Origin of the sequence: Paraburkholderia edwinii, from assembly GCF_019428685.1 — a bacterium.
GTDB classification, from domain to species: Bacteria; Pseudomonadota; Gammaproteobacteria; order Burkholderiales; family Burkholderiaceae; genus Paraburkholderia; species Paraburkholderia edwinii.
Window position 1 is genome coordinate 1340726 of record NZ_CP080096.1, and the last position, 23270, is coordinate 1363995.

15 protein-coding genes are annotated in these 23270 nt (G+C 63.4%); 5 read left to right on the forward strand and 10 right to left on the reverse strand.

Annotation, left to right across the window (positions count from 1 at the left end; genetic code table 11):
• Positions 1-11 precede the first annotated feature (11 nt).
• The 4 genes from KZJ38_RS27735 to KZJ38_RS27750 are packed head-to-tail and all read right to left on the reverse strand — an operon-like array spanning position 12 to position 6405.
• Positions 12-353 (reverse strand): acyl carrier protein, encoded by a 342-nt coding sequence (locus KZJ38_RS27735; RefSeq protein ID WP_219803179.1) that lies wholly within the window; start codon positions 351-353, stop codon positions 12-14.
• A gap of 41 nt (positions 354-394) precedes the next feature.
• A complete protein-coding gene (locus KZJ38_RS27740; RefSeq protein WP_219803181.1) occupies positions 395-4285 on the reverse strand; it encodes a type I polyketide synthase in 3891 nt (1296 codons plus the stop codon).
• Between the two features lie 48 nt (positions 4286-4333).
• Complete coding sequence (ccrA, locus tag KZJ38_RS27745; protein WP_219803183.1) at positions 4334-5611, reverse strand: crotonyl-CoA carboxylase/reductase; 1278 nt, start codon at positions 5609-5611, stop codon at positions 4334-4336.
• A gap of 35 nt (positions 5612-5646) precedes the next feature.
• Positions 5647-6405 carry an SDR family NAD(P)-dependent oxidoreductase gene (locus tag KZJ38_RS27750; RefSeq protein WP_219803184.1) on the reverse strand — a complete coding sequence of 253 codons (759 nt, stop codon included), beginning with the start codon at positions 6403-6405 and terminating at the stop codon, positions 5647-5649.
• A 374-nt stretch (positions 6406-6779) separates the two neighbouring features.
• On the opposite strand from KZJ38_RS27750, the gene KZJ38_RS27755 reads away from it, so the two are divergent.
• Together KZJ38_RS27755 and KZJ38_RS27760 are read left to right on the forward strand one after the other, a co-directional pair.
• Entirely contained in the window at positions 6780-7949 is a 1170-nt protein-coding gene (locus KZJ38_RS27755; RefSeq protein WP_219803186.1) for a carboxymuconolactone decarboxylase family protein, read from the forward strand.
• 48 nt (positions 7950-7997) lie between these two features.
• The gene (locus KZJ38_RS27760; protein ID WP_219803188.1) at positions 7998-8522 is read left to right on the forward strand and encodes a MaoC family dehydratase; all 525 of its coding nucleotides are present in this window, start codon (positions 7998-8000) and stop codon (positions 8520-8522) included.
• On the opposite strand, the gene KZJ38_RS27765 is transcribed toward KZJ38_RS27760, so the two are convergent.
• Both KZJ38_RS27765 and KZJ38_RS27770 read right to left on the reverse strand, forming a co-directional pair.
• Positions 8489-9430 (reverse strand): AEC family transporter, encoded by a 942-nt coding sequence (locus KZJ38_RS27765; RefSeq protein WP_219803190.1) that lies wholly within the window; start codon positions 9428-9430, stop codon positions 8489-8491. The two genes, KZJ38_RS27760 and KZJ38_RS27765, sit on opposite strands and share 34 nt — an antisense overlap.
• 56 nt (positions 9431-9486) lie before the next feature.
• Positions 9487-10593: a mandelate racemase/muconate lactonizing enzyme family protein gene (locus KZJ38_RS27770; protein ID WP_219803191.1), complete on the reverse strand. Its 1107-nt coding sequence runs from the start codon at positions 10591-10593 to the stop codon at positions 9487-9489.
• A 297-nt stretch (positions 10594-10890) separates the two neighbouring features.
• Between KZJ38_RS27770 and KZJ38_RS27775 the strand changes: the two genes are divergently transcribed.
• The gene (locus KZJ38_RS27775; protein WP_219803193.1) at positions 10891-11625 is read left to right on the forward strand and encodes a FadR/GntR family transcriptional regulator; all 735 of its coding nucleotides are present in this window, start codon (positions 10891-10893) and stop codon (positions 11623-11625) included.
• Between the two features lie 18 nt (positions 11626-11643).
• On the opposite strand, the gene KZJ38_RS27780 is transcribed toward KZJ38_RS27775, so the two are convergent.
• From KZJ38_RS27780 to KZJ38_RS27790, 3 genes are all read right to left on the reverse strand, one after another.
• Positions 11644-11853, reverse strand: coding sequence for a hypervirulence associated TUDOR domain-containing protein (locus tag KZJ38_RS27780; protein ID WP_219803194.1), 210 nt, complete (start codon positions 11851-11853; stop codon positions 11644-11646).
• A 44-nt stretch (positions 11854-11897) separates the two neighbouring features.
• Complete coding sequence (locus KZJ38_RS27785) at positions 11898-12605, reverse strand: MgtC/SapB family protein (RefSeq protein WP_219803196.1); 708 nt, start codon at positions 12603-12605, stop codon at positions 11898-11900.
• 235 nt (positions 12606-12840) lie between these two features.
• Positions 12841-13308, reverse strand: coding sequence for a PRC-barrel domain-containing protein (locus tag KZJ38_RS27790; RefSeq protein ID WP_219803197.1), 468 nt, complete (start codon positions 13306-13308; stop codon positions 12841-12843).
• Between the two features lie 334 nt (positions 13309-13642).
• On the opposite strand from KZJ38_RS27790, the gene KZJ38_RS27795 reads away from it, so the two are divergent.
• Complete coding sequence (locus KZJ38_RS27795) at positions 13643-17806, forward strand: CheR family methyltransferase (RefSeq protein WP_219803199.1); 4164 nt, start codon at positions 13643-13645, stop codon at positions 17804-17806.
• 75 nt (positions 17807-17881) lie between these two features.
• Here KZJ38_RS27795 and KZJ38_RS27800 read toward each other — a convergent pair whose 3' ends face one another.
• Positions 17882-21994: a CheR family methyltransferase gene (locus tag KZJ38_RS27800; RefSeq protein ID WP_219803201.1), complete on the reverse strand. Its 4113-nt coding sequence runs from the start codon at positions 21992-21994 to the stop codon at positions 17882-17884.
• Between the two features lie 219 nt (positions 21995-22213).
• Here KZJ38_RS27800 and KZJ38_RS27805 point away from each other — a divergent pair, with 219 nt between their 5' ends.
• Complete coding sequence (locus KZJ38_RS27805; RefSeq protein ID WP_219803202.1) at positions 22214-23242, forward strand: chemotaxis protein CheB; 1029 nt, start codon at positions 22214-22216, stop codon at positions 23240-23242.
• Positions 23243-23270: the final 28 nt, after the last annotated feature.

Below are 23270 nucleotides of genomic sequence, written 5' to 3' on the forward strand. Positions count from 1 at the left end.
GCGCAGGGCGCTTACCAGTTTCCGGCGCCGCCGGCCGAGCCGCTCACAGGCGCGCCGTTCTGCGAACCCGCTGCGCCGGCCGGCCGGATCAGCGACACGAGATGTTCGGCGAGTGAGGCGAAGGTCGGATAGTCGAACAGCACCGTCTCGTCGATTTTTATCCGGAGCCGTTCTTCGAGAAAGAAGGCCAGTTCGACCGAGTGCATCGAGTCGAAGCCCGCCTCGGCAAACGTCTGATTCAGATCGGACGGTACCTTCAGATTGTTCGCCTCGGTCCACTCCTGGATCCAGGCAAGAATCTTTTCCGCGTTGACGGTGACGCCATCCACCGATGCTTGAAGTTGGTCGCTCATTGCTTCTATTCCAAAAGGTCGGGTTGAGGAAAGAAATACGTCTACGCTTCCGTCACGCGCAAAAGCTGTTCTTCGCCAGCCGTTGCGCCGTCCAGAAAGTGTGCGAGGCCTTCGGCGGAAGGCATGCGGACGATCGAGTCGTGGTCGTCGTCGAATACCTTCACGGTGATTTCGCCCGTGGTCAGCAGGCGCAACTGCGCGGCGACCTGCTCGCCGGAAGCGCCGCCTTTGCCGCGCGTCGCCAGCGCGTAGCTGATGCGCGCGCGGACTTGCCGGGGCCGATGCCGGGCCAATGCCGCGGCGCACGAGGCATGGAGACGTGCGAGGTGCGTAAAGACAGCCGGATGGGCGCGGCGGCGCGCGTCCGAAAGGCCAAAGTCGTTATCGAGCATTGCATCGAAGCGGCTGTCGGCCAGCAGCGCGGCGACAAGACGCGCGTCTTTGTCGGGGTTTTCGTCGTTACGGTTGCATTCGCTTACGATGTTTGCCAGACGTGTCGCGAATGTTCCGCTGTAAAGCGGACTGTCGACGATCAGAAGCGGCGGCGCATTCGAGTGTTCCGCTTCCCATTGCACGGCCATTTCCTGCGCGACCAGACCGCCGAACGACCAGCCGCCAAGCAGGTCGGGCACGCGGCCGACTGCGGTGACGAACGCGGCGCGATACAGCGCGGCGAGCTGTTCGATGGACAGATAGCCGACCTCGCGGTCGTGGTCCGCATACGGATGCCGGACCGCGACGATGGTCGGGTCGCCCGGCCATACCGAAGCGAGATCCTGGTAGGACAGCACATCCCCACCGATCGGATGCACGAGCGCAATGACCGGGCCTGTGCCTTCGCGCAGCGATACGACCAGCGCGCGTTCGTCGATTTCGCCGGGCAGTTCGTCTGCCTTGCGAGCGTCGCGGGTTTCAGTCGCCGGACGCGATGGCGACGATGCGAAGTAGCCGGCCAGCGAGATGAGCGACGCGCCTCGCGCCAGCATCGACATCGGCGGCATTTTTCCGAACGTTTGATGCAGGCGTACGCGCAGCTCGGTCAACGCAAGCGAATCCATGCCGAGCTGCACAAGCGGCAGATCGTCCACGAGGCTCACACTGTCCGATGCAACGGAAGCCGCGATCGAGCGGATCGTCGCGAGCAGCTGATCGCTGGTCGCGTTGTCGCCGCGCGCGGTGTCGGCGGATACCGAGGCCGGTGCGTTTGCGACCACTTCGCCGATCTCCGCGATTTCCTGCCGCAGCCGTTCCACATGGTGCGCAGGCGCAGACGGCTTGCGCTGCGGGAACGGCAGTTCGAAGCGCTCTTCGTCGAAGCGATAGGTCGGCAGTTCCGCGGGCTGCGGTGCCGTCCCGTACATCTTGCCCCACGCGACAGCATGTCCGGCGCTGTACAGATGCGCACAGGCATGCGCGAAGCCGGTCGTTTCGGATTCCTCGTCACCGTCCGGTCCATCGGCAAGCGACGAGATCGCGCATTGCCAGTCTCCCGACGCCTTGGCGCGCGCCAGTTTGGAAAGCGCGGCGCCGGGCCCGACTTCGATAAAGGTCGTCTTGCCGTCGGACGCGAGGTGCAGTGCCTCAAGGAATCGCACCGGCTGTTCCACCAGATCGAGCCAGTGCTCGACGGTTGCGACTTGCGCCGCGGCAAGCTGCCCGGTCAGCGTCGACACGATCGGAATGCGCGCCGGTGTGAGCGTCAACGGCTCGAGCGCACGGCGGAAGCCGTCGCGCATCGATCTGAGCATCGGTGAATGGCCGGGCGTGTCATAGGTTTTCAGCACGGACACGCGCTTGCCTGCCGCCGTCATGGCCTCGTGCACTTTCGCCACGGCGTCCTGCGTGCCGCTCACGACCGTTTGTTCGGGGCCATTCATGCCCGCGACGAACAGGTCCGTGCCGAATTCGAACTGCCGCGACAGTTCTTCGACACTGGCGGCCACCGCAAGCATCGCGCCGCGAGGCGTTTCGGTGTCGAACAGGCGCCCGCGCGCCTCGACGGCCTTCAAGCCATCCGCGAGCGTCATCACGCCGCCGATGACGGCCGCCACATGTTCGCCGAGCGAATGGCCGATCAGCAGATCGGGCTGCTGCCCGAGTTCCATCCACGTGCGAGCCAGCGAGTAGCAGACCACGAAATGCGCGAGTTGGCCCGGATGATGGCGCACCGAGGCCGGGTCCTGCCCGAGGATCGCATCGAGCACGTCGCGCGCGGTATTGCTGTCGAGCTCGCTAAAACAGGCGTCGGCAAATTGCCGGAAGATCCAGTTGCCGTTATAGAGCTGCGCGCCGACGCCCGGTTGCCAGGCGCCTTGCCCGGGGAACAGAAAGGCGAGCCGCGGCTTTTTAGGCGTATCGCCCGCGTGCCATTTACCGGATGGGCTCGCGTTGAGGAAATCGTCGATGGCCGCGATAAAGTCTTCCCTGCTCGTTCCGACGAGCGCCACGCGATGCGCGAAATGCTCGCGCCGCACGCTGGCCGTGTAGCAGACGTCGCGCAGCGGCACGGGCGTATTCGCAAGCAATTCGCGGTAGGCCGAAGCAAGCCGTTCGCGTGCCTGCGGCGAACGGCCCGACAGCGTCAGCACGCGTTCGCGATCGACTTGAGTCACGGCGCCGGCTTCGTTTTCATGCGCGGCGAGAATCAGATGGACATTGGTGCCCGTAATGCCGAAGCCGCTGATGCCGACGATCGGCTTGTCGCCATCGAGTGGCATGCCGTAGCGCGGAATGTCGAGCTGTGCGCCGTCCCAGCGAAAGCGCGGGTTCGGCGTTGAAAAATTCACCTGCGCCGGCACATAGCGGTGACGCAGAATAAGCATCGCCTTGATGATGCCGGCCATGCCGGCGGCGCCTTCCAGGTGACCGACCTGCGCTTTCACCGAGCCCACGAGCATCGGCTTTTGCCTGGCAACCGGTGTGGAGTACACGTTGCGAAGCGCCGATAGTTCGATCGGGTCGCCTAACGATGTTCCCGTGCCGTGTGCTTCGACGTAGGCGACTTCCTCAGGACTGACGCCGGCGCGCGCCAGCGCGTGCCGGATGACCGCTTCCTGTGCGGCGCCATTCGGCGCGGTCAAGCCATTGCTCGCGCCGTCGCTGTTGATCGCGGAGCCGGCCAGTACCGCATCGATGCGATCACCGTGGGCGAGCGCATCTTCGAGGCGCTTGATGACGACCACGCCGCCGCCTTCGCCGCGGATATAACCGTCGGCGTCCGCATCGAACGGGCGGCAGTGTCCGGACGCGGACATGGCCTGCAGCCGCGCCACGCCGATTGTCTCCTCCGGCCCGAGAATCAGGTTCACGCCGCCTGCGATCGCGATATCGCAATCGCCGGTGCGCAGGCTTTGCGCGGCAAGGTGAATCGCGACCAGCGACGACGAACAGGTCGTGTCGACGAAGAGCGCCGGGCCGCTAAAGCCGAACAGATGCGCGACGCGCCCTGGCGCCATCGCGCGAAGATTGCCGAGCTTCGAATAGGTGGTGATGCCGGAAGGGTCGCCCGACCAGAACGTCCGGCGGCCGTAGTCGGCTTCGCCGGTCGTCATGAAAACGCCAACCCGCTTGCCGCGCAGTTCGCTCGGCACGAGCCCCGCGTTTTCGAGCGCAGCCCACGTCATTTCGAGCATCCAGCGTTGCTGCGGGTCGGTTTCCATCGCCTCCGCTGCCGAGGTGCGGAAGAACTTGCGGTCGAAGCGGAACGGATCGTCGACGTAGCCGGCCACGCGCGAGTAGGTCGTGCCGGGCGTATCGGGATCCGGCGAATAGCAGGCGTCGATATCGAAGCGCTCGCGCGGCGTTTCGCCGATCGCCGAACGCCCGGAGTTCAGAAACGCCCAGTACGCGGCCGCCGACGTGCCGCCTCCGGGAAACCGGAACGACATGCCGATAAAGGCCAGCCGTCCGGCGTTTGCATTGGACTTGTCCATACAGTTCTCGCTACTCAATGGCGCACGCAGAGCCCGTGCTTTCGCCGTTCACGCCCGGCGCGCTGCGTCGAGATCGTCGCTGCTGCTGGCCTGCACGAGCACGGCCATATTGCCGGGCAGATGCAGGTTGTTGCGGATCTTCGCGTGCGCTTCAGGCAGCCGGCTCCACGGGAAGACTTCCGAGAGACACGGGTCGATGCGGCCGCTCATCACAAGCCGGTTCGCCTGCGCGGCTTCCTTAAGGCTGGCGAAATGACTGCCCTGAATACGCTTCTGACGCATCCAGATGTAGCGCGCGTCGCAGGTCAGGTCGTAGCCGCTCGTCGCGGCGCAAAACACGACCATGCCGCCGCGCTTGACGACATAGCAGGACGCGGCGAACGTGTTGCGGCCCGGGTGTTCGAACACCATGTCGACGTCGCGCTTTTCGCCGAGCGCTTGCCAGATCGCCTTGCCGAATTTCTTCACGCCGTCGATATAGGCGCTGTACTCGGCGGTCGAGTCGATCGCGGGCGGTGCGCCCCAGCACGAGAACTGCGAGCGATTGATCACGCCCACCGCGCCGAGGCTCCTGACGAATTCCGCCTTGGAATCGTCCGACACCACGGCAACCGGACGCGCGCCCGCGAGGGCGGCCAGCTGGATCGCCATCGTTCCGAGCCCGCCGGCGGCGCCCCATATGAGGACCGATTGGCCGGGCCCGAGCGCATGTGGCTTGTGGCCGAACAGCATGCGATACGCGGTCGCGAGCGTCAGCGTGTAGCAGGCGCTGGCCGACCACGTCAGGTGCTTCGGACGCGGCATCAGTTGCGTGGCCTGAACGCGCGAGAACTGCGCGAACGAACCGTAGGTAGTCTCGTATCCCCAGATACGTTGCGCCGACGAGAGCATCGGGTCGCCGCCGTTGCATTCCTCGTCCTCGCCGTCGACCTGAGAGCAATGCGCGATCACTTCGTCGCCGACTTTCCACGCGCGCACATTGGACCCGACTGCCCACACGACGCCGGCGGCGTCCGAACCGGTGATGTGATAAGGATCGTCGTGCAGGTCCAAGACGGAGAAGGGCTGGCCGAGCGCGGCCCAGACGCCGTTGTAGTTAACGCCCGCGGCCATCACGTGCACGAGCACTTCGTTCGCGCCGATCGAGGGCACATCGACGATTTCCCGCGTGAACGCCGTTTGCGGTTCGCCGTGGTTTTCGCGGCGGATCGTCCATGCGTGCATTTTGCGCGGGACCACGCCTAACGGGATCGGCTGGCCGATCTCGAACAGCTCGGGCCGATTATTCCTGGTCTCGACGACAATATCTAACAGTTCGGTATCCATATATGTCCCCCGAATTTACGATTGCGCGTGGTTGATCAGGCAGCCGCCATGCCGCCGTCCACGGACAGCGCGGTGCCTGTGATGAATGAGGCGGCGTTACTGGCCAGGAACACGACGGCCTGCGCCATTTCCTCTTCCGTGCCGAGCCGGCCAACCGGATGAAAGCCCTTGATCTGGTCTGTCATGCCCGTTTCTTCGAGAAATTTTTCGACCATCGCCGTGGCCACGAAAGCGGGGCAGATTGCATTGACCCGGATCTGCTGTTTCGCGTATTCGAGCGCCGCGGCTTTGGTGAGTCCGATGATTCCCGCTTTGGAGGCGTGGTAGCCGCACCCGCCGAATGCGGACGCGACGAGGCCGTAGGTTGACGACATATTCACAATCGATCCGCCGCCGGCCTTCAGCATTTCGGGAATTTCATACTTCATCGACAGGAACATGCCCTTGAGGTTGGTTCCCACGACGTAGTCCCACGTCGACTCATCGGTCTCGGCAACGGGTTTGCCGAACACCTCGACTCCGGCATTGTTGAACGCTATGTCAAGCTTGCCGAAGGCATCGACCGTGCGCGCGACGGCGTTGGCGCAATCTTCTGCTCTGGAGACATCCGTTTTAACGAAGATGGCCTCGCCGCCGGACTCGCGAATCTCGTCGACCACGCTTTGCCCTTCTTCCTCGCGTCGCGATGCGATGGTCACCTTGGCGCCTTCTTTCGCGATCAGCAAAGCAGTCGTTCGACCGATTCCCGAACTTCCCCCGGTAACGAGGGCGACCTTCTCCTGAAGCTTCAACAAAGGATTCTCCTGGTTGTGGTGCTGCGGACGGTCCTTGCCAGGAACCGGAAAAAGAATGCGTGAGGGATTCTATTAGCGCTATTAACCCCGGCGATCGGACTTCACAAAAGTTCAGATTTCCTGATCAGAAAGACGAAGCTCTTGCGACTTCTAATCGAGTACGATGGCTTCGCCGTGATGATGGCGGAGTGATTTGATGGCAGCCATGCACGATAAAAGTGCTTGAAGTGACAATTGCTCAACTGATGAATCTTGTTTGAATGGCTGATTAAGAATTCGAGGCAATCTGTATGCAGCACCAGAAGAGAGAACCGAACGAGGCGCCGCACTCATCGGGCGCGCTTGAGCCTCGAAGCTCGCAGTACGATCGCGGCATGGCGATCATCCATACGATCGGGAGCGAGGGGTTCGATACCTTAAGTGCGGCGTTGGATCGCCTCGATCCCGACTTCAAGCGGATGCTCGTCGAGCATGGCTATGCCGAACTCATTGCGCGGCCCAAGCTTGCGCTCAAGCATCGCGAGCTGGTTACCGTTGCGGTGCTATCGGCAATGGGCAATGCGGATTCCGCGCTCAAATATCATGCGAGCGGCATGTTGAACACGGGATGGTCAGCTGAAGAATTGCTTGAGACCGTATTACATACCTCAGTCTATGCCGGCATTCCGTTAGCCATAGCCGGTATTCGCATTGTTTTAAGCATGCTTACTGAGCGAGGCATCGAAGTTAAGCATAGGGAACTGCAGGCGGCGCGCGAGTCGACATTGCGCGAATCGCACCTCGCGCAGCTGCTGCGGAGCCAGCATGAACAAATCGATTCGCTGCCGGTGGAAATACGCGAAGTGTTCACGGAAGTCGCGTACGGCGCCGCGTTGGACGGGCCGGCCTTATCGCTCAAGGATCGCCAGCTTGCGACATTGGCGATCGCCCTGGCTAAAGAAAACCAGTGGTCCGCTGTCAGGCTGCATCTGAAGGCGTGCGCACAAGTGGGATGGACTCGCGGCGAGCTGACCGAAGTGCTGATCCAGTTGACTGGTTATATCGGCTGGCCGCTGGTTTTGCCGGTGACGCGAATCGCGCTGGAAGTCTTCGATGAAATTGCACGCGAGCATCCGTCCGACGGCGCGATACGGTCGGAGTGGAGTGAACCGGTTGAGGCGCGAGATACGCGCACGCCGGCGGGGCGACGATCTGCTCTCGCTGTGCCGAAAGATGTGGCGGACCTGTCGCCGCTCGTTGCCCGATATCTCGAGGAGATGGGATCGACGACAAGCCGGTTCGATTCGATTGAAGAGGCGCGTGCTTCGCGGCTTTCGGATATCGCATGCCTGACATGTCTTGCGCGAAACGCAGACGCAGACGTCCTCGCCGCACATGTGAAGGCAGCGCTATCGCTCGGCGCGTCGAGACAGGATGTCGTCGACGCGATACTCAAGGCATTGCCTCATGCCGGCGTGCTCGCAGTGCAGTATGGCTTCAACGTGGCAAGCAAAGTATTCGGAACGATAGACGCAACTGAGCGCGCAGAAATTCAGACATCTTGACCAAACGGCAAGTAAAAACGGCAAGTAAGCGAAAAAGGAAATCAAGCGATGAACGAGGCGGGTGGATACGATCTTGAAGACCTGGTGGTAGGCATGAATGCACGCTTTACGAAGACCTTGTCCGAGCGGGACGTCTTCCTGTTCGCCGGCGCCAGTGGCGACCGGAACCCCGTGCACCTCGACGAAGAGTACGCGAAGCGAACGCGATTCGGCGGCCGTATCGCGCACGGCATGCTGTCGGCTTCCGTAATTTCCGCGGCGATTGCCGCGCGTCTGCCTGGTCCCGGCTCGATTTATCTCGCGCAGAACCTGAGCTTCAGGCGCCCGGTCAGAATTGGCGAAACGGTCTGCGCAACGGTCACCGTCAAGGAAATCCTGACGGGCCGGCGCCGCGCCGTGCTCGAGACGAGATGCGAAGTGAACGGCATCGTCGTGGTGGACGGCGATGCCGTGGTCATGCCTACGTCTGCCGTCGAGCGTGCGAAGGAGCAATCGCGAATCCAGAGCGCGGAGATGGCTGAACTCGCGCAAGCGGCCGATTACGCGGCCGCCAGGCCGCCATCGACAAGGTAGATTGCCGCCGAAAAGGTAATGACAGAAAGCACGGTGCTGACAAGAATCGAGGTCGCTGCTTCACTTTGATAGGCGCCGGCCTCATTCGCGAACATCGCCGGAATCGTGGCGGACGGCAGCGCGCACAGCAAAATCATCTGCTGCGCGTAAAGCCCGCGCACGCCGAGCAGCACGGTCGCCGCGAACATCAGCGCCGGGTGGATCAACAGCTTGAGCCCGAGGTTCCCCCATACTTCGTTCGACAGCTTCAGCTTGACCGACGACATGATGAGCCCGAGGCACAGCAGCGACACGCCCGGCGTCGCCTTGCCGAGCAGATTGAACGCATCGGCGAGCACGGGCGGCAGCTTGACTTCGAGCAGCGACAGCAGGATGCCGAGCGCCGGCGCCCACATCAACGGACGGCGCACCGCGCTCGATACGCTCGCGATAAACGCCTGCGTGCCGCTGCCTTTGCCGCTTGCGATCGTAAGAAGCATGGTGGTGAGCGGGATCATCAGCAGGCTTGCGATCAGGTTCAGCACGAGCACCGAGTAGATGCTCGACGGCCCGAACATCACCTGCAGAATCGGAATACCCATAAATGCGGCGTCCGGATAGCCGCAAACGAAGCCTTTGAGCGTGGCGGCCTTCAGTTCGCGATAGCGCCACCAGCCGATCAGCAGCGCGGCCAGATACATGCCGATGATGCCGATAAAGGTCGCGAAGATCAGCCTGAAGTCGAACAGCTGCGCGCGCGGCGTGCTCGCCATGCCGACCAGCAGCAGGGCAGGGAAGATCCAGCCCAGCACGAGCCGGCTGATCAATAAGCTATCCGAATGGGTCAGCCGCTTGCGTCTGCCGGCGACAAAGCCGAGCACGATAATGAGCGCGACCGGCAAAACCGGGCCGACAATCCTGTCAAACATCTCCTTGCTCCTTCGATTGTTATACGAATGCGCTGCATGACGAGCGCGGCAGTCCGTTACACCGCGAAGCGGTAGTCGCGAATCACATCGGGGTTCGGCTCGAGGCCGAGGCCGGGCCCTTGCGGCACGGCAATGCGTCCGTTGCGCGGCACGATCGCGTCGCCGTACAACTGCGCTTCGAGATCGAAATAGCGCCATTCGACGAGCGCCTTGCCGCCGCCGAGCGCGGCGCTCGCGTGCACGCTGGCGAGCAGGCCCGGGCCGTCGTAAAACGTGTGCACCATGACCGCGACGTTATGGGCCGCCGCGAGCGCAAACACCTTTTGCAACTCGGTAATGCCACCCATCTTCGCGGGGCTTGGCTGGATAAAGTCGACGGCGCCTGCTTCGAGCATGTGCTGGAAGTCCATCAGCGTCGACGCGTTTTCGCCGGCCGCGACCGGAATGCCGCCCTGCGTTCTCACCGTGGCGAGGCCCGCATAGTTCTCGGGCGGCCACACCGGTTCTTCGATCCAGCGCAGATTGAACGGCTTCAGCTTCTCGGTCATGTCGAGCGCTTCGCGCACCGACCACGGGCAATTCACGTCGAGCGTGATCTCGACGTCGGGGCCCGCCGACTCGCGCGCGGCGCGCACGCATTCGACATCCACTTCGTGTAGTTTCAGATGTTTGAAACCGCTGTCGATCGCGCGCTCGACGTTACGGCGAATCAGATAAGGGTCCGCATAGCGGATCAGGCTTGCATAGCACGCGAGCGAGCTTGCGTCGCTGCCGCCGAGCAGCTTGTAGACGGGCTGGTTTGCCGCCTTGCCTGCGATATCCCAGAGTGCGATGTCGATCGCGGACAAGCCATAGATAAACGCGCCGCTGCGGCCGAAGATATGAAATTTCTTCTGCAGCTCGAACTGCAGTTTCTCGCGCTGGCTGACGTCGCGACCGAGCAGTTCGGGCGCGAGGATCGTGTCGATCACGAGCTTCACGGCCGGCACGGCGGTAAAGCCGAATGTTTCGCCCCAGCCCGTGATGCCTTCGTCGGTGGTGACTTTGACGATCAGCGAATCGACCATCTGCAGGTCTTTCGCGCCCCACACGCCGCCGGCCGATGGGCCGCCCGTCGTGAACGGAATGCGCAACGGGATCGTTTCGATGCTGGCTATTTTCATCTGCTTGGTCCTCGAAAAGGGCTTCGGCTTGCTTGCGTCTTTCTCGATGCTTTCGCGCACGCCGCTTATGTTGGCAGAATGATAGGGGACATCTGGTTGTCCTGCAAGTGAACAAGTTGTTCTTTTAAGGAATAACTATTTGAACGTGGATGAACGAGCGGGTGATCGGCGAGTGCCGTAGAGGTATGGGATTTCCCGACAGATGGGCAGGACAGCATGGAGAAGGTGGCACGGAACTCGAACCGGCACTGATACCCATGTAGAATGACAGGACAAGTAATAGGGACACTACCTGCCATGAGTGAACTGAACGTCCGCCGGGTCGAGCGCAGGCCTCATCTCGCCGAGCACATCACGCGCTCGCTCAGCGATGAAATTGCCGCGGGACGTCTGCGCCCGGGCGACCGTTTGCCGACCGAGCAATTCCTGTCCGAGAACTTCGGCGTGAGCCGGAATGTGGTGCGCGAGGCGATCGCGAGTCTGCGTTCGCAAGGTTTGATCGAATCGCGGCAGGGGGTCGGCGCGTTTGTCGCGAATACGCGGCAGGTGGCGGCAGAGCCGCTGCAACTCGTTAGCGCGCAATTGCTTGAAGGCGACAACACGATCCGCAATATGTTCGAAGTGCGCGCCGCGCTCGAATGCCAGGCAGCGGCGCTAGCGGCGCTGCATATGACGCCGCGCAAACTGAAGACCATCGAGGACGCCGTGGAGCGGATGCGCTATGAGGGTGCGCCGACGGCAGCGACGGTGAATGCGGATCTCGACTTTCATCGCGCTGTTGCCGCCGCGTCGGGCAACGATTATCTGATCGCGATGATCCGCACCGTGCTCGAGCCGATGCGGCCATTGATTGCCGCGAACTTTTCACGGCAAGGGCCGATGTTCGGCAATATCCCGAACGCGGCGCGCGGCGAACATCAGGATCTCGTGCAGGCGTTCGCCGATAAAAACCCGGCCGCGGCACGCGAAATCATGGGGAAGCATATCGTGAGCGCCGCCTCACGATTCGGCTACGAAATCGCGTTTTTTTAGGCCCGCGCCGCGTTGCTTTCAGGCTTTGCGCAGGCCATCCCCGCGATGCACCGCGTGCTTGCTGCTCTTCTCGCTCGCCACCTCGTAATGCGGGTCGTCCTTCGACGCGGCCACGGTATGGCCGGCGAACGTCGTGCGCTGCGTGATCACGCGCACAATCTCGCCATACGTCATGCCTTGCGGCGTGTTCCAGCTCACGCGGTCGTGCGGTTTGAAGTGTTCGGTCATTGCTGTGTTTCCTCCCGGAGCTCATCGCCGGTTCGACGCCCTGTTTAGCGAACCACGATCCATCTGATTTCCAGCGCGCCGGCCGCCGCGGCCGATTCCTGCAGCGGCGGCATCTGCTGCAGATCGGGCCTGCCATGCCAGCGCACCTCGAAACGCTCCTCGATGCGGCGGCTTACCGTTTGCGACGTACATTCGACTGCGCTGATCCGGCACCCGAGCTTCGCAAGCGATTGAATCAGCGCCTCTCTGGAAAACAGGCCTCTGTCGTAAACAACGGTCAATTCAGCGTGGTTTTCGCGCGAAATGTGGTCTTCGACAGTCTTGAGAAACCACAGCACCACGATTCCGAGCACGGTGCCGATCGCCCCGAGCGCCAGCTGGCCGCCACCGAAACACAGCCCGACGACGGTGACGAACCACATGGTCGCGGCCGTGGTCACGCCCTTGACGAGACCGTCCTTGCGAAGAATCGCGCCTGCGCCGATAAACCCGACGCCGGACAGAATGCCGAGCGGCAGACGCATTAAATCGAGCGTAACGAACGACGACGGATCTTTCCCCGCTTGCGAGAGCATTGCATTGACCTGCAGCATCGCAAGACATGCCGCGAGGCAAACCAGCAGCGTCGTGCGCAGGCCCGCGGTTTTGCCGGATTCGCCGCGATTGAAGCCGATCAGCAGGCCGGCAATGATGGCGAGTCCCACGCGAATCAGCAGATCTCGCCAATCGAGCGTGAGCGGCATCGCTCCCATATGGCACCTCCTTTTTACAACGGATGGAGCCGGTAGATGCCGACGGCAGTTGAACGAAGGCCGCCGGCGATAGAAATCTGCGGCGCGACGGCTGGGTAGATCGAGCGCGGAACGGCGCGCCTTATCGCACCGCTCCACGCGTGTTACCGCTGATGCGCGGACCGGTTCAGCATCCGCGCGCTGTGGCACCTATGTTCATGTAGCCGCGAGCGGCCCCGCTCGAGCTGGTGCCGGCTCAAACACCCCGCGTATCCCTTCCCTCGCGTATCGCGAGCGGCGCGTCGGACCAGTACGGCTGACGGTTGTAGTACTCGTGCATCTGCGTGCCCCACGCGGTATCGGCCATCGACGGCCAGTGATCCTTATCGAATCCCGGGTCGTCCTTGATGCGTTGCGCCGCAATGTCGACGCGGAAGCATTTTTCCGCGGTGTCCAGCGTGAGCGCGTTCCATGGAATCGCGTGCAGCGTCGAGCCCATGCCGAGAAAACCGCCTTCCGATAGCACGGCATAGGCGACACGGCCGGTGCGCACGTCGAGCATGATGTCGGAGATCTTGCCGACATGCTCTCCATCCGATGTCATGACCTTGTTGCCATCGAGCGTCGCCGCGGCCATCACGTCCGGGCCCGGGCCTTCGCCGACTCCACCACCTACGATTTGCGCGCCCGATCCGGATGCGCCCTGCGGGTTAAGCGTGCTCATAATTTCCTCCCTCCTCTGGGAATGATGTTGCGTGTTCGATAGCGCAATCGCTATGCCCAACTTTCGACCGGTGGGGCTGTGCCTGTTTGTGATCGACTGGCTGTCAGCGGAAAGGACTTGTCTGCCCCGTGGTAGCGCATACGCTTGAGTGACAGACGCCATGTCCCGGCGCGGCAGGTCGCGGCAGTTCGCCGTTTCACCTGTTGATTCCCTTATTGCCGCTTGGCCGGCGCGCTCGCGTGTATGCTTCGGGTGCGCGCCGGGCCGCGCCGCCTGGCAAGGGCCGCCGGGCGCCAGCCGAAATCCGCAACGAAAGCTACAAGAGGAGAAATCCATGTCGAGCGAGTCCTCGTCATCGGGACAGGCAGCGATTCGCGATGCGCACAACGGGTCGGCCGCGACACCCGATTTTCCGGTGGTCGGCATCGGCGCGTCCGCGGGCGGGGTCGAAGCGCTACTGACGTTTTTCGAGCATGCGCCGGCGCCGATGGGACTCGCGCTGGTCGTGATCCTGCACCTGCCGTCCGAACCGGTTAGCCATGTCGACGAGGTGCTGCAGCGCACGTCGCGCCTGCCGGTCACGCAGGTCACGGGCGCGACGCCGATCGAGAAGGACCACGTCTATATCATTCCGCCCGGCAAGCATCTGTCGGCCGCGAACGGCTATCTGCACGTGACCGACCGCGCGCAGCACGCCGCACCGATTGCGATCGACTATTTCTTCCGCACGCTCGCCGATGCGCACGGCGCGCGCGCGATGGGCATTGTGCTATCGGGATCCGGTTCGGACGGCGCGGTCGGCCTGAGCCGCATCAAGGAAGCGGGCGGTATGACGATCGCCCAGGAGCCGTCCGATGCGATGTATCCGGAGATGCCGCATCACGCGATCGCGACCGGCCATGTCGATTTCGTGCTGCCGGTGGCCGGGATTCCGGGCAAGCTGCTCGAACTGTGGCGCAACGCCCAAAGCATCCTGCCGATCACGATCGAAGCCGAGGAAGAAGCCGAAGGCCCGGCCGAGCCGACGCGCGACGAATCGGAGCGCGCGCTGCACGACGTGCTCATGCATCTGCGTGTGCGCACCGGGCACGACTTCCGTCATTACAAGCGCGCCACGGTGCTGCGCCGGATCGAGCGCCGCATGCAGGTGAACGGCGTACGCGACCTGCAGGCGTACCGCACCTTGCTGCGCGCGACACCGGTCGAGACGAGCGCGCTGCTCGCCGACATGCTGATCGGCGTCACCCAGTTTTTCCGCGATCGCGACGCGTTCGACGCGCTGCGGCGCGAAGTCATTCCAGGCGTGTTCCGGCCGTCGTTTGCCGATGCGCAGGTGCGCGTCTGGGTGGCCGGCTGCTCGACCGGCGAGGAAGCGTATTCGATCGCGGTGCTGCTCGCCAACGAACGCGAAGCGGCCAATTCGGCCACCTCGGTGCAGATATTCGCAACCGATATCGACGAAGCGGCGATTGCGCGCGCACGCGCCGGCATCTATCCGGCTTCGGTTTCCGCCGATATTCCGGCCGCGATGCTCGGGCGGTACTTCGTGCGCGAGGGTGCGAACTTCCGGATCGCCAAACCGATACGCGAAAAGATGCTGTTCGCCGTACATAGCCTGCTGCGCGATCCGCCGTTTTCGCAGCTTCACGTCATTTCCTGCCGCAACGTGCTGATCTATCTCGACCGGTCCGTGCAGCGGCAAATTCTCGAACTGTTTCACTTCGCGCTGCGCCCGGACGGCTATCTGTTTCTCGGCACGGCGGAGTCCGCGGATGCGGCCGACGACCTGTTCGTCGTGGTCGACAAGAAGAACCGCATCTATCGCGCGCGGCCCGCGCTCGGCCGCGTAAAGGCCGCGGTCGGCTTTCCGATGATAGGTGTCTCGGAACAGGCGGCGCGCGAGGAAAAACCGGCCGCGCCGCCGGTGGGTGTCCCGCCTGCCGTCGACCGCCGCGTGTTTTCGTTTTCGGCGCTGCATCAGCGCGTGCTCGAGGAATATGCGCCGCCGAGCGTGATCATCGATCGCGATTCGAAAATCGTGCATCTGTCCGACACTGCGGGGCGCTTTTTGCATCACGCGGGCGGCGAGCCGTCGAACAACATCATGGAGCTCGTGCTGCCGGAATTGCGGCTCGATTTGCGCACCACGCTGTTCCGCGCGCTGCAAACCGGCGCGAGCGTCGAAGCGCGGCGCGTGAAGCTTGTGCGCGGCGATGAGGCGTCGTGGATCAATATGACCGTGCGGCCGTTTCACGATACCGGGCTCGATGCGGACTTCTTCCTCGTGCTATTCGACGAGGTGCAGGAGCGCATGACCGATGAAGGCGAAACCGATGGCGGCGGCCGCGACCCGGTGCTGATCCAGCTCGAACACGAATTGCAGCACAGCCGCGAACAGCTCGCGACGACGATCGAACAGTACGAGACGTCGGTCGAGGAACTGAAGGCGTCGAACGAAGAGTTGCAGGCGATCAACGAGGAGCTGCGTTCGGCGACCGAGGAACTCGAAAGCAGCAAGGAGGAATTGCAGTCGGTCAACGAGGAACTGACGACGGTCAACGCCGAGCTGCAGAACCGTATGGAAGACACGGCCAAGGCCAACGACGACTTGCAGAACATCATCGTGTCGACCGATATCGCGACCGTGTTCGTCGACAAGAAAATCCAGGTCAAGCGCTTTACGCCGAGCGCGACGCGCATCTTCAAGCTGATCGATACCGATATCGGCCGGTCGCTGTTCGACATCACGCATTCGCTGCAATACCCGACGCTGGCCGAAGACGTCAAACAGTCGTTTGAGGCGTTGAAGCTGATCGAACGGGAAATACAGAGCCACGACGGCCGCTGGTATCTGCTGCGCCTGTTGCCGTACCGCACGGCCGACGACCGCATCGACGGCACGGTGCTGACGCTGATTGACGTGACCGAGCGGCACGTCGCCGAGGAAGCGGCGCGGCGCGGCGAAGAACGGTTGCGCCTCGTCGCGCAATCGACCAACGACTACGCGATCATTGTGCAGGACCCGCAGGGGAAAATCGTCTCGTGGAATACGGGCGCCGAGCGCATCTTCGGTTACGAGGAAAAAGAGGTTGTCGGCCGCAATGTTTCGCTGATCTACGAACACAGCGAAAGCGCGCAGCAGATGGCCGCGCAGGAGCGCGAAATCGCGCAGCGCGACGGACGCGCCGACGACGAAGGCTGGTATGTGACGAAGGACGGCAAACGCGTCTACTGCAGCGGCGTCGTCACGCCGATCGTCGATGCGTCGTTCACGGGTTTCGCGAAGATCGCGCGCGATCTGACCGAGCGCAAGCGCCGGGAGGATGCGAACCAGCACGCGCTCGAGCATGAACAGCAGCAGCGCGAAAAGGAAGTGCTGTCGAACCAGCTCAAGGACGATTTCATCGCGGTGCTGTCGCACGAGCTCAAGCATCCGCTGAATCTGATCGGCGTGAAAGCGGAGATGCTGCCGCGGTTGCCGGAGACGCGCGGCATCGCCTCGGTGCGCGAGACGGCCGAGTCGATCCGGCGCGCCGTGCGCAGCCAGGCGCAGATCATCGACGATCTGCTCGATCTGTCGAGAATCCGCACCGGCAAGTTCGCGCTCGAAGTGAGCCGCGTTGATCTCGCGGCGATGATCGAGGGCATTGCCGATGCCGTCGAAGAAGACGCGCATGCGCGCGGCGTCGCGCTGACCGTCGAGCTCGACGTGAAGCCGGCGCCCGCGATGGTCGACCCGGTGCGCTGCGAGCAGATTGTCTGGAACCTCGTCAGCAATGCGCTGAAGTTCACGGGCGCGCGCGGCCATATCCGTATCCGGCTCTCGCGCGAACACGGTTTGTGGCGCATCGATGTGACCGACGACGGCCAGGGCATCGACCCGGCGCTGCTGCCGAATGTGTTCGAGATGTTCCAGCAGGGCCGTGTATTGCGCGATGTCGGCAAGGGCGGCCTCGGCATCGGTCTCGCGCTGGTGCGGCAGCTCGCGGAAATGCACGGCGGCCGCGCCGCGGCGCGCTCGGACGGCCAGGGGAAGGGCACCGCGATGACGGTCTGGCTGCCCGTCGCGGGCGATGCCGGCGGTGCGGCCGGCTTGACGGCGCGCATGCCGGGCAGTATCGCGGCGCTCAACGTGCTCGTGGTCGAAGACGATCCGGAAACGGCGTCTGCGCTATCGGAATTGCTCGAGCTCGAACACGCGTCGGTGCAGGTCGTGCCCGATGCATCGGAAGCGCTCGCTGCGCTCGCGCGGCAACCGGTCGACGTGTTGCTCGCGGCATTCCCACCGCGCGACATGGATGGCGCTGCGTTCGTGCGCGGCGTGCGGGCCGAGCGCACGTCGCGGCAGCTGAAAATCGTCGTGATTTCGCCGCATAGCCGCGAGCAGAATGCCAACGCCCGGTTGCCCGAAGGCGTGGATCTCCAGCTCGTGAAGCCGCTCGATTTCGATGAGTTGCTGCTCGCGCTGCTGCGTGTGAGCGGGCGCGGCGAGACGTGAGGTGAGGTGACGTGATGTGGAACACGCCGCGCGCCACGCTTTGCGCGTGACGCACGGCGCTTGCCGGCGCGAACTTCAGGCCGGCTGTTGCGTGCCGCGCAACGTCGCAAACGTCGAGAGCACTTCTTCGAGCATCACCGGTTTCTTCAGATGCGCATCGAAGCCCGCCTGCTTCGCGCGCGCGATATCGGCCTCCTGGCCGAAGCCGCTCAGCGCGACACAGATCACGTGCTTCAAGCCCTGCCTCTTTCGAACCTCGTCGACGAGCTGAAAGCCGTCCATGCCGGGCATGCCGAGATCGGACAGGATCATGTCGGGCGCTTCGCTGCCGGCGAGCATCGCCAACGCGTCTTCGCCGCTCGTTGCCGCCTGCACGATCGCGCCTTCGCTTTCGAGCAGCAGCTTGAAGGTGTCGACCGTTGCCGCGTCGTCGTCGACCATCATCACGCGCACGCCGTTCAGCGACGCATGCGTGGCCTGGTCCGATGACCCGCTCGTCACATGAAACAGCGGCCGGTGCGTCGGCAGCGTGACCGTGAACGACGCGCCGCGGCCGAGTCCCTCCGATTCCGCCTGCACGGCGCCGCCATGCAGATTCACGAGCTCGCGCACGAGCGTAAGCCCGATGCCGAGCCCCATGCGGCGCCCGGCTGTGTTACGCGTCTGCTGATACATGTTGAAGATGTGCGGAAGCTGCTCGGGGTCGATGCCCATGCCGGTGTCGGTGATGCGCAGTAGCGCGTTGCCGGCGTTGAGTCGCAGCGAAACGTCGATCGAACCGTGGGCCGTGTATTTGAGCGCATTGCTAAGCAGATTCCAGACGATCTGCTCGATGCGCGTGATATCCGCATGCAAGACGACCGGTTCGTCGGTAATCGACACGCCAAGCGCGATGCCGCGTTGCGCCGCTTCGTTTTGCACCGCGCCCGCCACACGCTGCACGATCTCGCGCATATCGACGGCCGTGCGCACGATCGACAGCTTGCCGGTGCGCACGCGCGAAATATCGAGCAGGTCGTCGATAATCTGCGCCTGGCTCATCACGGTGCGGCGGATCGTATCGGTGGCGCGCGACAGGTTCAGGTTGCTGCTCGTCTGCGGCGCGCGCGCGATCAGCTCGGCGCTCGCGGCGATCAGGTTCAGCGGGTGCTTGAGCTCGTGCGAGACGACCGCGAGAAACTCGTCGCGGCGCAATTGCGCTTCGCGTTCGCCGGCGTTTTTCGCGGTGTCGCCGGGCTTGCGAACCGCAACGGCTTCGCCGCCCTGAATAAGTTCGCCGAGATCGCGCGTGATCTTCGCAAAGCCGCCGATATCGCCTTCATTCAGCCGCGACAGCACGCCGCCCGCGAAAAAGCGCGAACCGTCCTTGCGGCGGTGCCAGCGTTCTTCCTCGATGCGGCCGAAGCGGCGCGCCTCGTCGAACTCACGCTGGGCGACGCCGGCCGCGCGGTCTTCGTCGGTCGACAGCGCGTCGGCGGACTGGCCGAGCATTTCTTCCTCGGCGTAGCCGAAGATCCGCTGCGCGCCCGCGTTCCAGCTCGTGATGACGCCGTCGTCGTCGAACGTGATGATCGCGTAGTCTTTCGTGCTTTCGGCGACCATGCGCATGCGCCGCTCGCCGTCGCGCAGACGGTCTTCGGCGATGCGCCGCTCGGTGATGTCGATAAACGACAGCACCGCGCCGTCGATGCGGTCTTCGGTGGTGCGATACGGCACGAAGCGCGCGAGATACCAGCGGTCGTCGTTGCTGCGCAGTTCGCGCTCGATCAGACGCAGCGAATCGAACGCCTCGGCGGCGTCGTCGGCGAGCTTGTCGTATTCGAGCCGATGCGTGATGTCGAGCAGCGACCGGCCGATGTCCGACGGAATGATGCTGAACACGTCGGTGGCGCGTGGCGTATAGCGCTTGATGCAAATATTGCGGTCGACGAAGATCGTGCCGATATCGTTGGCCGCGATCAGGTTCTGCAAGTCGTCGTTGATCTTGCCGGTTTCCTCCACCTTCGACTTCAACTCGGCGTTGACCGTGGTCAGTTCCTCGTTGATCGACTGCAGTTCTTCCTTGCTCGTTTCGAGCTCTTCGGTCGCCGAGCGCAGTTCCTCGTTGATCGCCTGCAACTCTTCGTTCGACGCCTTCAGTTCCTCGGTCGAGGTTTCCGATTGCTCGATCGTCGATTGCAGCTGTTCCTTCGTGCGCAGCAGTTCGCGCTCGAGCTGGCTGACGACGGGATCCGAATGCACGCTGCCGACGGGCGTTTCGGTGCCGCCCATGCTGTCCTCGACCTCGTCGAACAGCACGAGCACGAAGTCGGCGCTCGTTTCGGGGTCGTGCACGGGCCGCGCGGTCATATTGACGAAGTACGAACGCCCGTCGCGCTCGATGCGCACGCGCCGCGCCTCGACGCTATGGTTCGTATGCAGCGCCTGAAAGATCGCGGTACGCAATTCGAGCCGCAGTTCGGGCCGCACGACCGCGACGATGTTGTGCGACGGCTCGCCGCCCGAGTATTGCAAAAAGCGCCCCGCGCGGTCCGACAGATGGACGATTTCCGAATCGCGGCTCACGATCACGCTGGGCGGCGCGTACTGTTCGACGAGACGCTGATGCAGGTCGCCGAACGAAAAGCGGCGCCGGCCCGGCGGCTGGATCGTCGAGACGAGCGGGCGCAGATTCATCGTGCCGCCGCTGCCGATCGAGACCGGCAGCGGCGTATCGCCGCGCACGGCCGTGTTCGCACGGTAAATGCGGTTGCGCTTGTCGACTACGGTGAACATCGAACTGACGCTATCGGCCGATTCGGAGCTGCCGAGAAACAGGATGCCGCCCGGACGCAGCGCGAAGTGGAACATCTTCAGAATGTCGATTTGCGCTTCGCGGTCGAGATAGATCAGCAGATTGCGGCAGCAGATCAGATCGAGCCGCGAAAACGGCGGATCGCTCAGCACATTGTGATGCGCGAACAGCATGTGCTCACGCAGTTCCTTTTTCACGCGGTAGTGCGCGGCGTCCTTGTTGAAGAACTGCCGCACGCGAACCGGCGACACGTCGGCGAGGATCGAGTCGGGATAGAGGCCCGTGCGCGCGAACGAAATCGCGCGTTCGTCGATGTCGGTTGCGAATACCTGAAACGAGATGCCTTCGGTCGATTTCTGCGCGCGCTCCTGCAGCAGAATGGCGAGTGAATACGCCTCTTCGCCGGTCGCGCAGCCGACCGACCAGACGCGAATGCGGTCCTGCTCGTTGCGGCCTTCGAACAGCTGCGGCAGCACGTCTTTGTCGAGTGCTTCGAACGCTTCCTTGTCGCGGAAGAAATTGGTCACGCTGATCAGCATGTCCTGCAGCAGCGCCTGCGTTTCTTCCGGATGCAGATGCAGAAAATCGCGGTATGCCTGCAGATCGATCAGCGCGTTCACCTGCAGGCGCCGCTCGATGCGGCGCAGGACCGTCGCGCGCTTGTAATGCCGGAAGTCGTGCGCGGTGCGCGTGCGCAGAATCACCATGATCTCGCGCAACGCGCGTTCGGTGCTTTCGCTTACTTCGGCATCGCGTTCTTCGATTTCGGCCGCATCGGGCAACTGGATTTGCGTCGCATTGCGGCTCAGATCCATGAGCCGTTGGGGCATTTCGGCGGCCGGCAGCACGAAATCGACCATGCCGGTGGCGACCGCGCTACGCGGCATGCTGTCGTATTCGGCTTCGGACGGGTCCTGCGCGAAGGTGAGGCCGCCCATCTCTTTCACACGCGAGAGCCCGACCGAGCCGTCCGAGCCAGCGCCCGACAGCACGATGCCGACCGCGCGTTCGCGGTGCGCCTCGGCCAGTGTGCGGAAGAACAGGTCGATCGCCGCGCGGCGCCCTTCTTCGGGCGTCCGGCGCTCGATGCGAAGGTAGTCGTCGACCATCGTCAGTTCGAGTGACGGCGCGATCAGATAGACGTGGTTGCGTTCGATCGGCGTCGCGCTCGTCACCTGAACGACCGGCATGTCGGTGGCTTTTTGCAGGAGCGACGGCAAATTGCTTTCGCGGTCGGGCGACAGATGCACCACGACCACGAACGACATCGACGTGTGGGCCGGCAAAGCTTCAAAGAATTGCAATAGCGCATTCAAGCCGCCGGCCGAAGCGCCGATGCCGACGATCATATGGTCGGCCTGGCCTGGCAGCGTTTGCCCGCGTTTTTTAGGCATCTCTACATGTCCTGAAGTGGATCCGGTGCGCTCGTGCCTAGCCGTGCTCATAGCGATACGGTGGGGCGGCGGCCGGGCGGGGCGCGGTCTCCTATTATCCGTCGGGAGAAAGCACAAGCAAACATTACGCCACAGCGATATGACGACGGCTGCAGCCTGGATTGCCGGAGCGGGTCCGCGACTTGCTACTCATGCTTAAAGCCCAAAACCGAGAACTTCATGAAGCGTCGCGACATCGTCGTGATCGCCGCATCGAGCGGCGGGTTCCACGTACTGCGAACGCTGGCTGAACGGCTGCCTGCCGATTTGCCGGCCGTCGTTTCCATCGTAATGCACATCGGCCGGCACGCAAGCGTGCTGCCGGAACTGTTGTCCCGCTGGGGGCCATTGCCGGCCCGCTTTGCAGCCCACGAAGAGGCGGCCGAGAACGGCCGCATCTACGTCGCGCCGCCCGACCGGCATCTGTTGATGGGCAAAGGACGATTTCAGTTGAGCGTATCGGCGGCGGAGAATTTCGCGCGTCCGGCAGCCGATCCGCTGTTTCGCTCGGCGGCGATGCACTTCGGCGAGCGCGTGATTGGCGTCGTGTTGAGCGGCGACCTTGACGACGGCGCCGCGGGGCTCGCGACGATCCGCGCGCACGGGGGTTACGGGATTGTCCAGGACCCGGCGAAAAGCGCGATGAAGTCGATGCCGCTTGCCGCGTTGCAGGCGGCGGGCGCCGATGCGATCGTCCCGCCCGACGATCTCGGCGCGGCGATCGTCGCGGCTGTGCAAGGCGCCGTGCGCGCGCCGGATTTCGTGGGCACCGCAGACCTGACTGCGTTGCGCACCGAGGCGGAGATCGGCTCCGGGGAGCGCGCGGGGCTGGACGAACTCGACCGAATCGCGGTACGGTCCGCGATAACCTGTCCGGAATGCGGCGGCGTGCTGTGGCGCATTCGCGATCCGCGGCCGCTTCGCTACCGTTGCCACACCGGCCACGCGTATTCGGTCCGCTCGCTCGACGAAGCGATCGCTCAACGCACCGAAGACGCGCTCTGGAAGGCCATCCGCGCGGTCAACGAACGCATGGTGTTCGCGCGCGAGCGGCGGCAGTGGGCGGTCAATAGCGGCGACCCGAAGGCAGCGTCGATCGAGGAGGCGCGTATCGACGAGGCGGAAACACTGGTCGAAGTGCTGCGCGCGTCGATTGCGCGAACCGGCGCGTCGCATGGACCGCAGCGCGCCGGCGACGATGTGGCGTGAACGCCACGCAGTGCGCACAATAGTTCGT

Bases quoted from the DNA above. Each gene is read 5' to 3' on its own strand.
- KZJ38_RS27735 (WP_219803179.1), bottom strand. From the start codon at position 353: ATGAGCGACCAACTTCAAGCATCGGTGGATGGCGTCACCGTCAACGCG.
- KZJ38_RS27740 (WP_219803181.1), bottom strand. From the start codon at position 4,285: ATGGACAAGTCCAATGCAAACGCCGGACGGCTGGCCTTTATCGGCATG.
- ccrA (WP_219803183.1), bottom strand. From the start codon at position 5,611: ATGGATACCGAACTGTTAGATATTGTCGTCGAGACCAGGAATAATCGG.
- KZJ38_RS27755 (WP_219803186.1), top strand. From the start codon at position 6,780: ATGGCGATCATCCATACGATCGGGAGCGAGGGGTTCGATACCTTAAGT.
- KZJ38_RS27760 (WP_219803188.1), top strand. From the start codon at position 7,998: ATGAACGAGGCGGGTGGATACGATCTTGAAGACCTGGTGGTAGGCATG.
- KZJ38_RS27765 (WP_219803190.1), bottom strand. From the start codon at position 9,430: ATGTTTGACAGGATTGTCGGCCCGGTTTTGCCGGTCGCGCTCATTATC.
- KZJ38_RS27770 (WP_219803191.1), bottom strand. From the start codon at position 10,593: ATGAAAATAGCCAGCATCGAAACGATCCCGTTGCGCATTCCGTTCACG.
- KZJ38_RS27775 (WP_219803193.1), top strand. From the start codon at position 10,891: ATGAGTGAACTGAACGTCCGCCGGGTCGAGCGCAGGCCTCATCTCGCC.
- KZJ38_RS27780 (WP_219803194.1), bottom strand. From the start codon at position 11,853: ATGACCGAACACTTCAAACCGCACGACCGCGTGAGCTGGAACACGCCG.
- KZJ38_RS27785 (WP_219803196.1), bottom strand. From the start codon at position 12,605: ATGGGAGCGATGCCGCTCACGCTCGATTGGCGAGATCTGCTGATTCGC.
- KZJ38_RS27790 (WP_219803197.1), bottom strand. From the start codon at position 13,308: ATGAGCACGCTTAACCCGCAGGGCGCATCCGGATCGGGCGCGCAAATC.
- KZJ38_RS27795 (WP_219803199.1), top strand. From the start codon at position 13,643: ATGTCGAGCGAGTCCTCGTCATCGGGACAGGCAGCGATTCGCGATGCG.
- KZJ38_RS27800 (WP_219803201.1), bottom strand. From the start codon at position 21,994: ATGCCTAAAAAACGCGGGCAAACGCTGCCAGGCCAGGCCGACCATATG.
- KZJ38_RS27805 (WP_219803202.1), top strand. From the start codon at position 22,214: ATGAAGCGTCGCGACATCGTCGTGATCGCCGCATCGAGCGGCGGGTTC.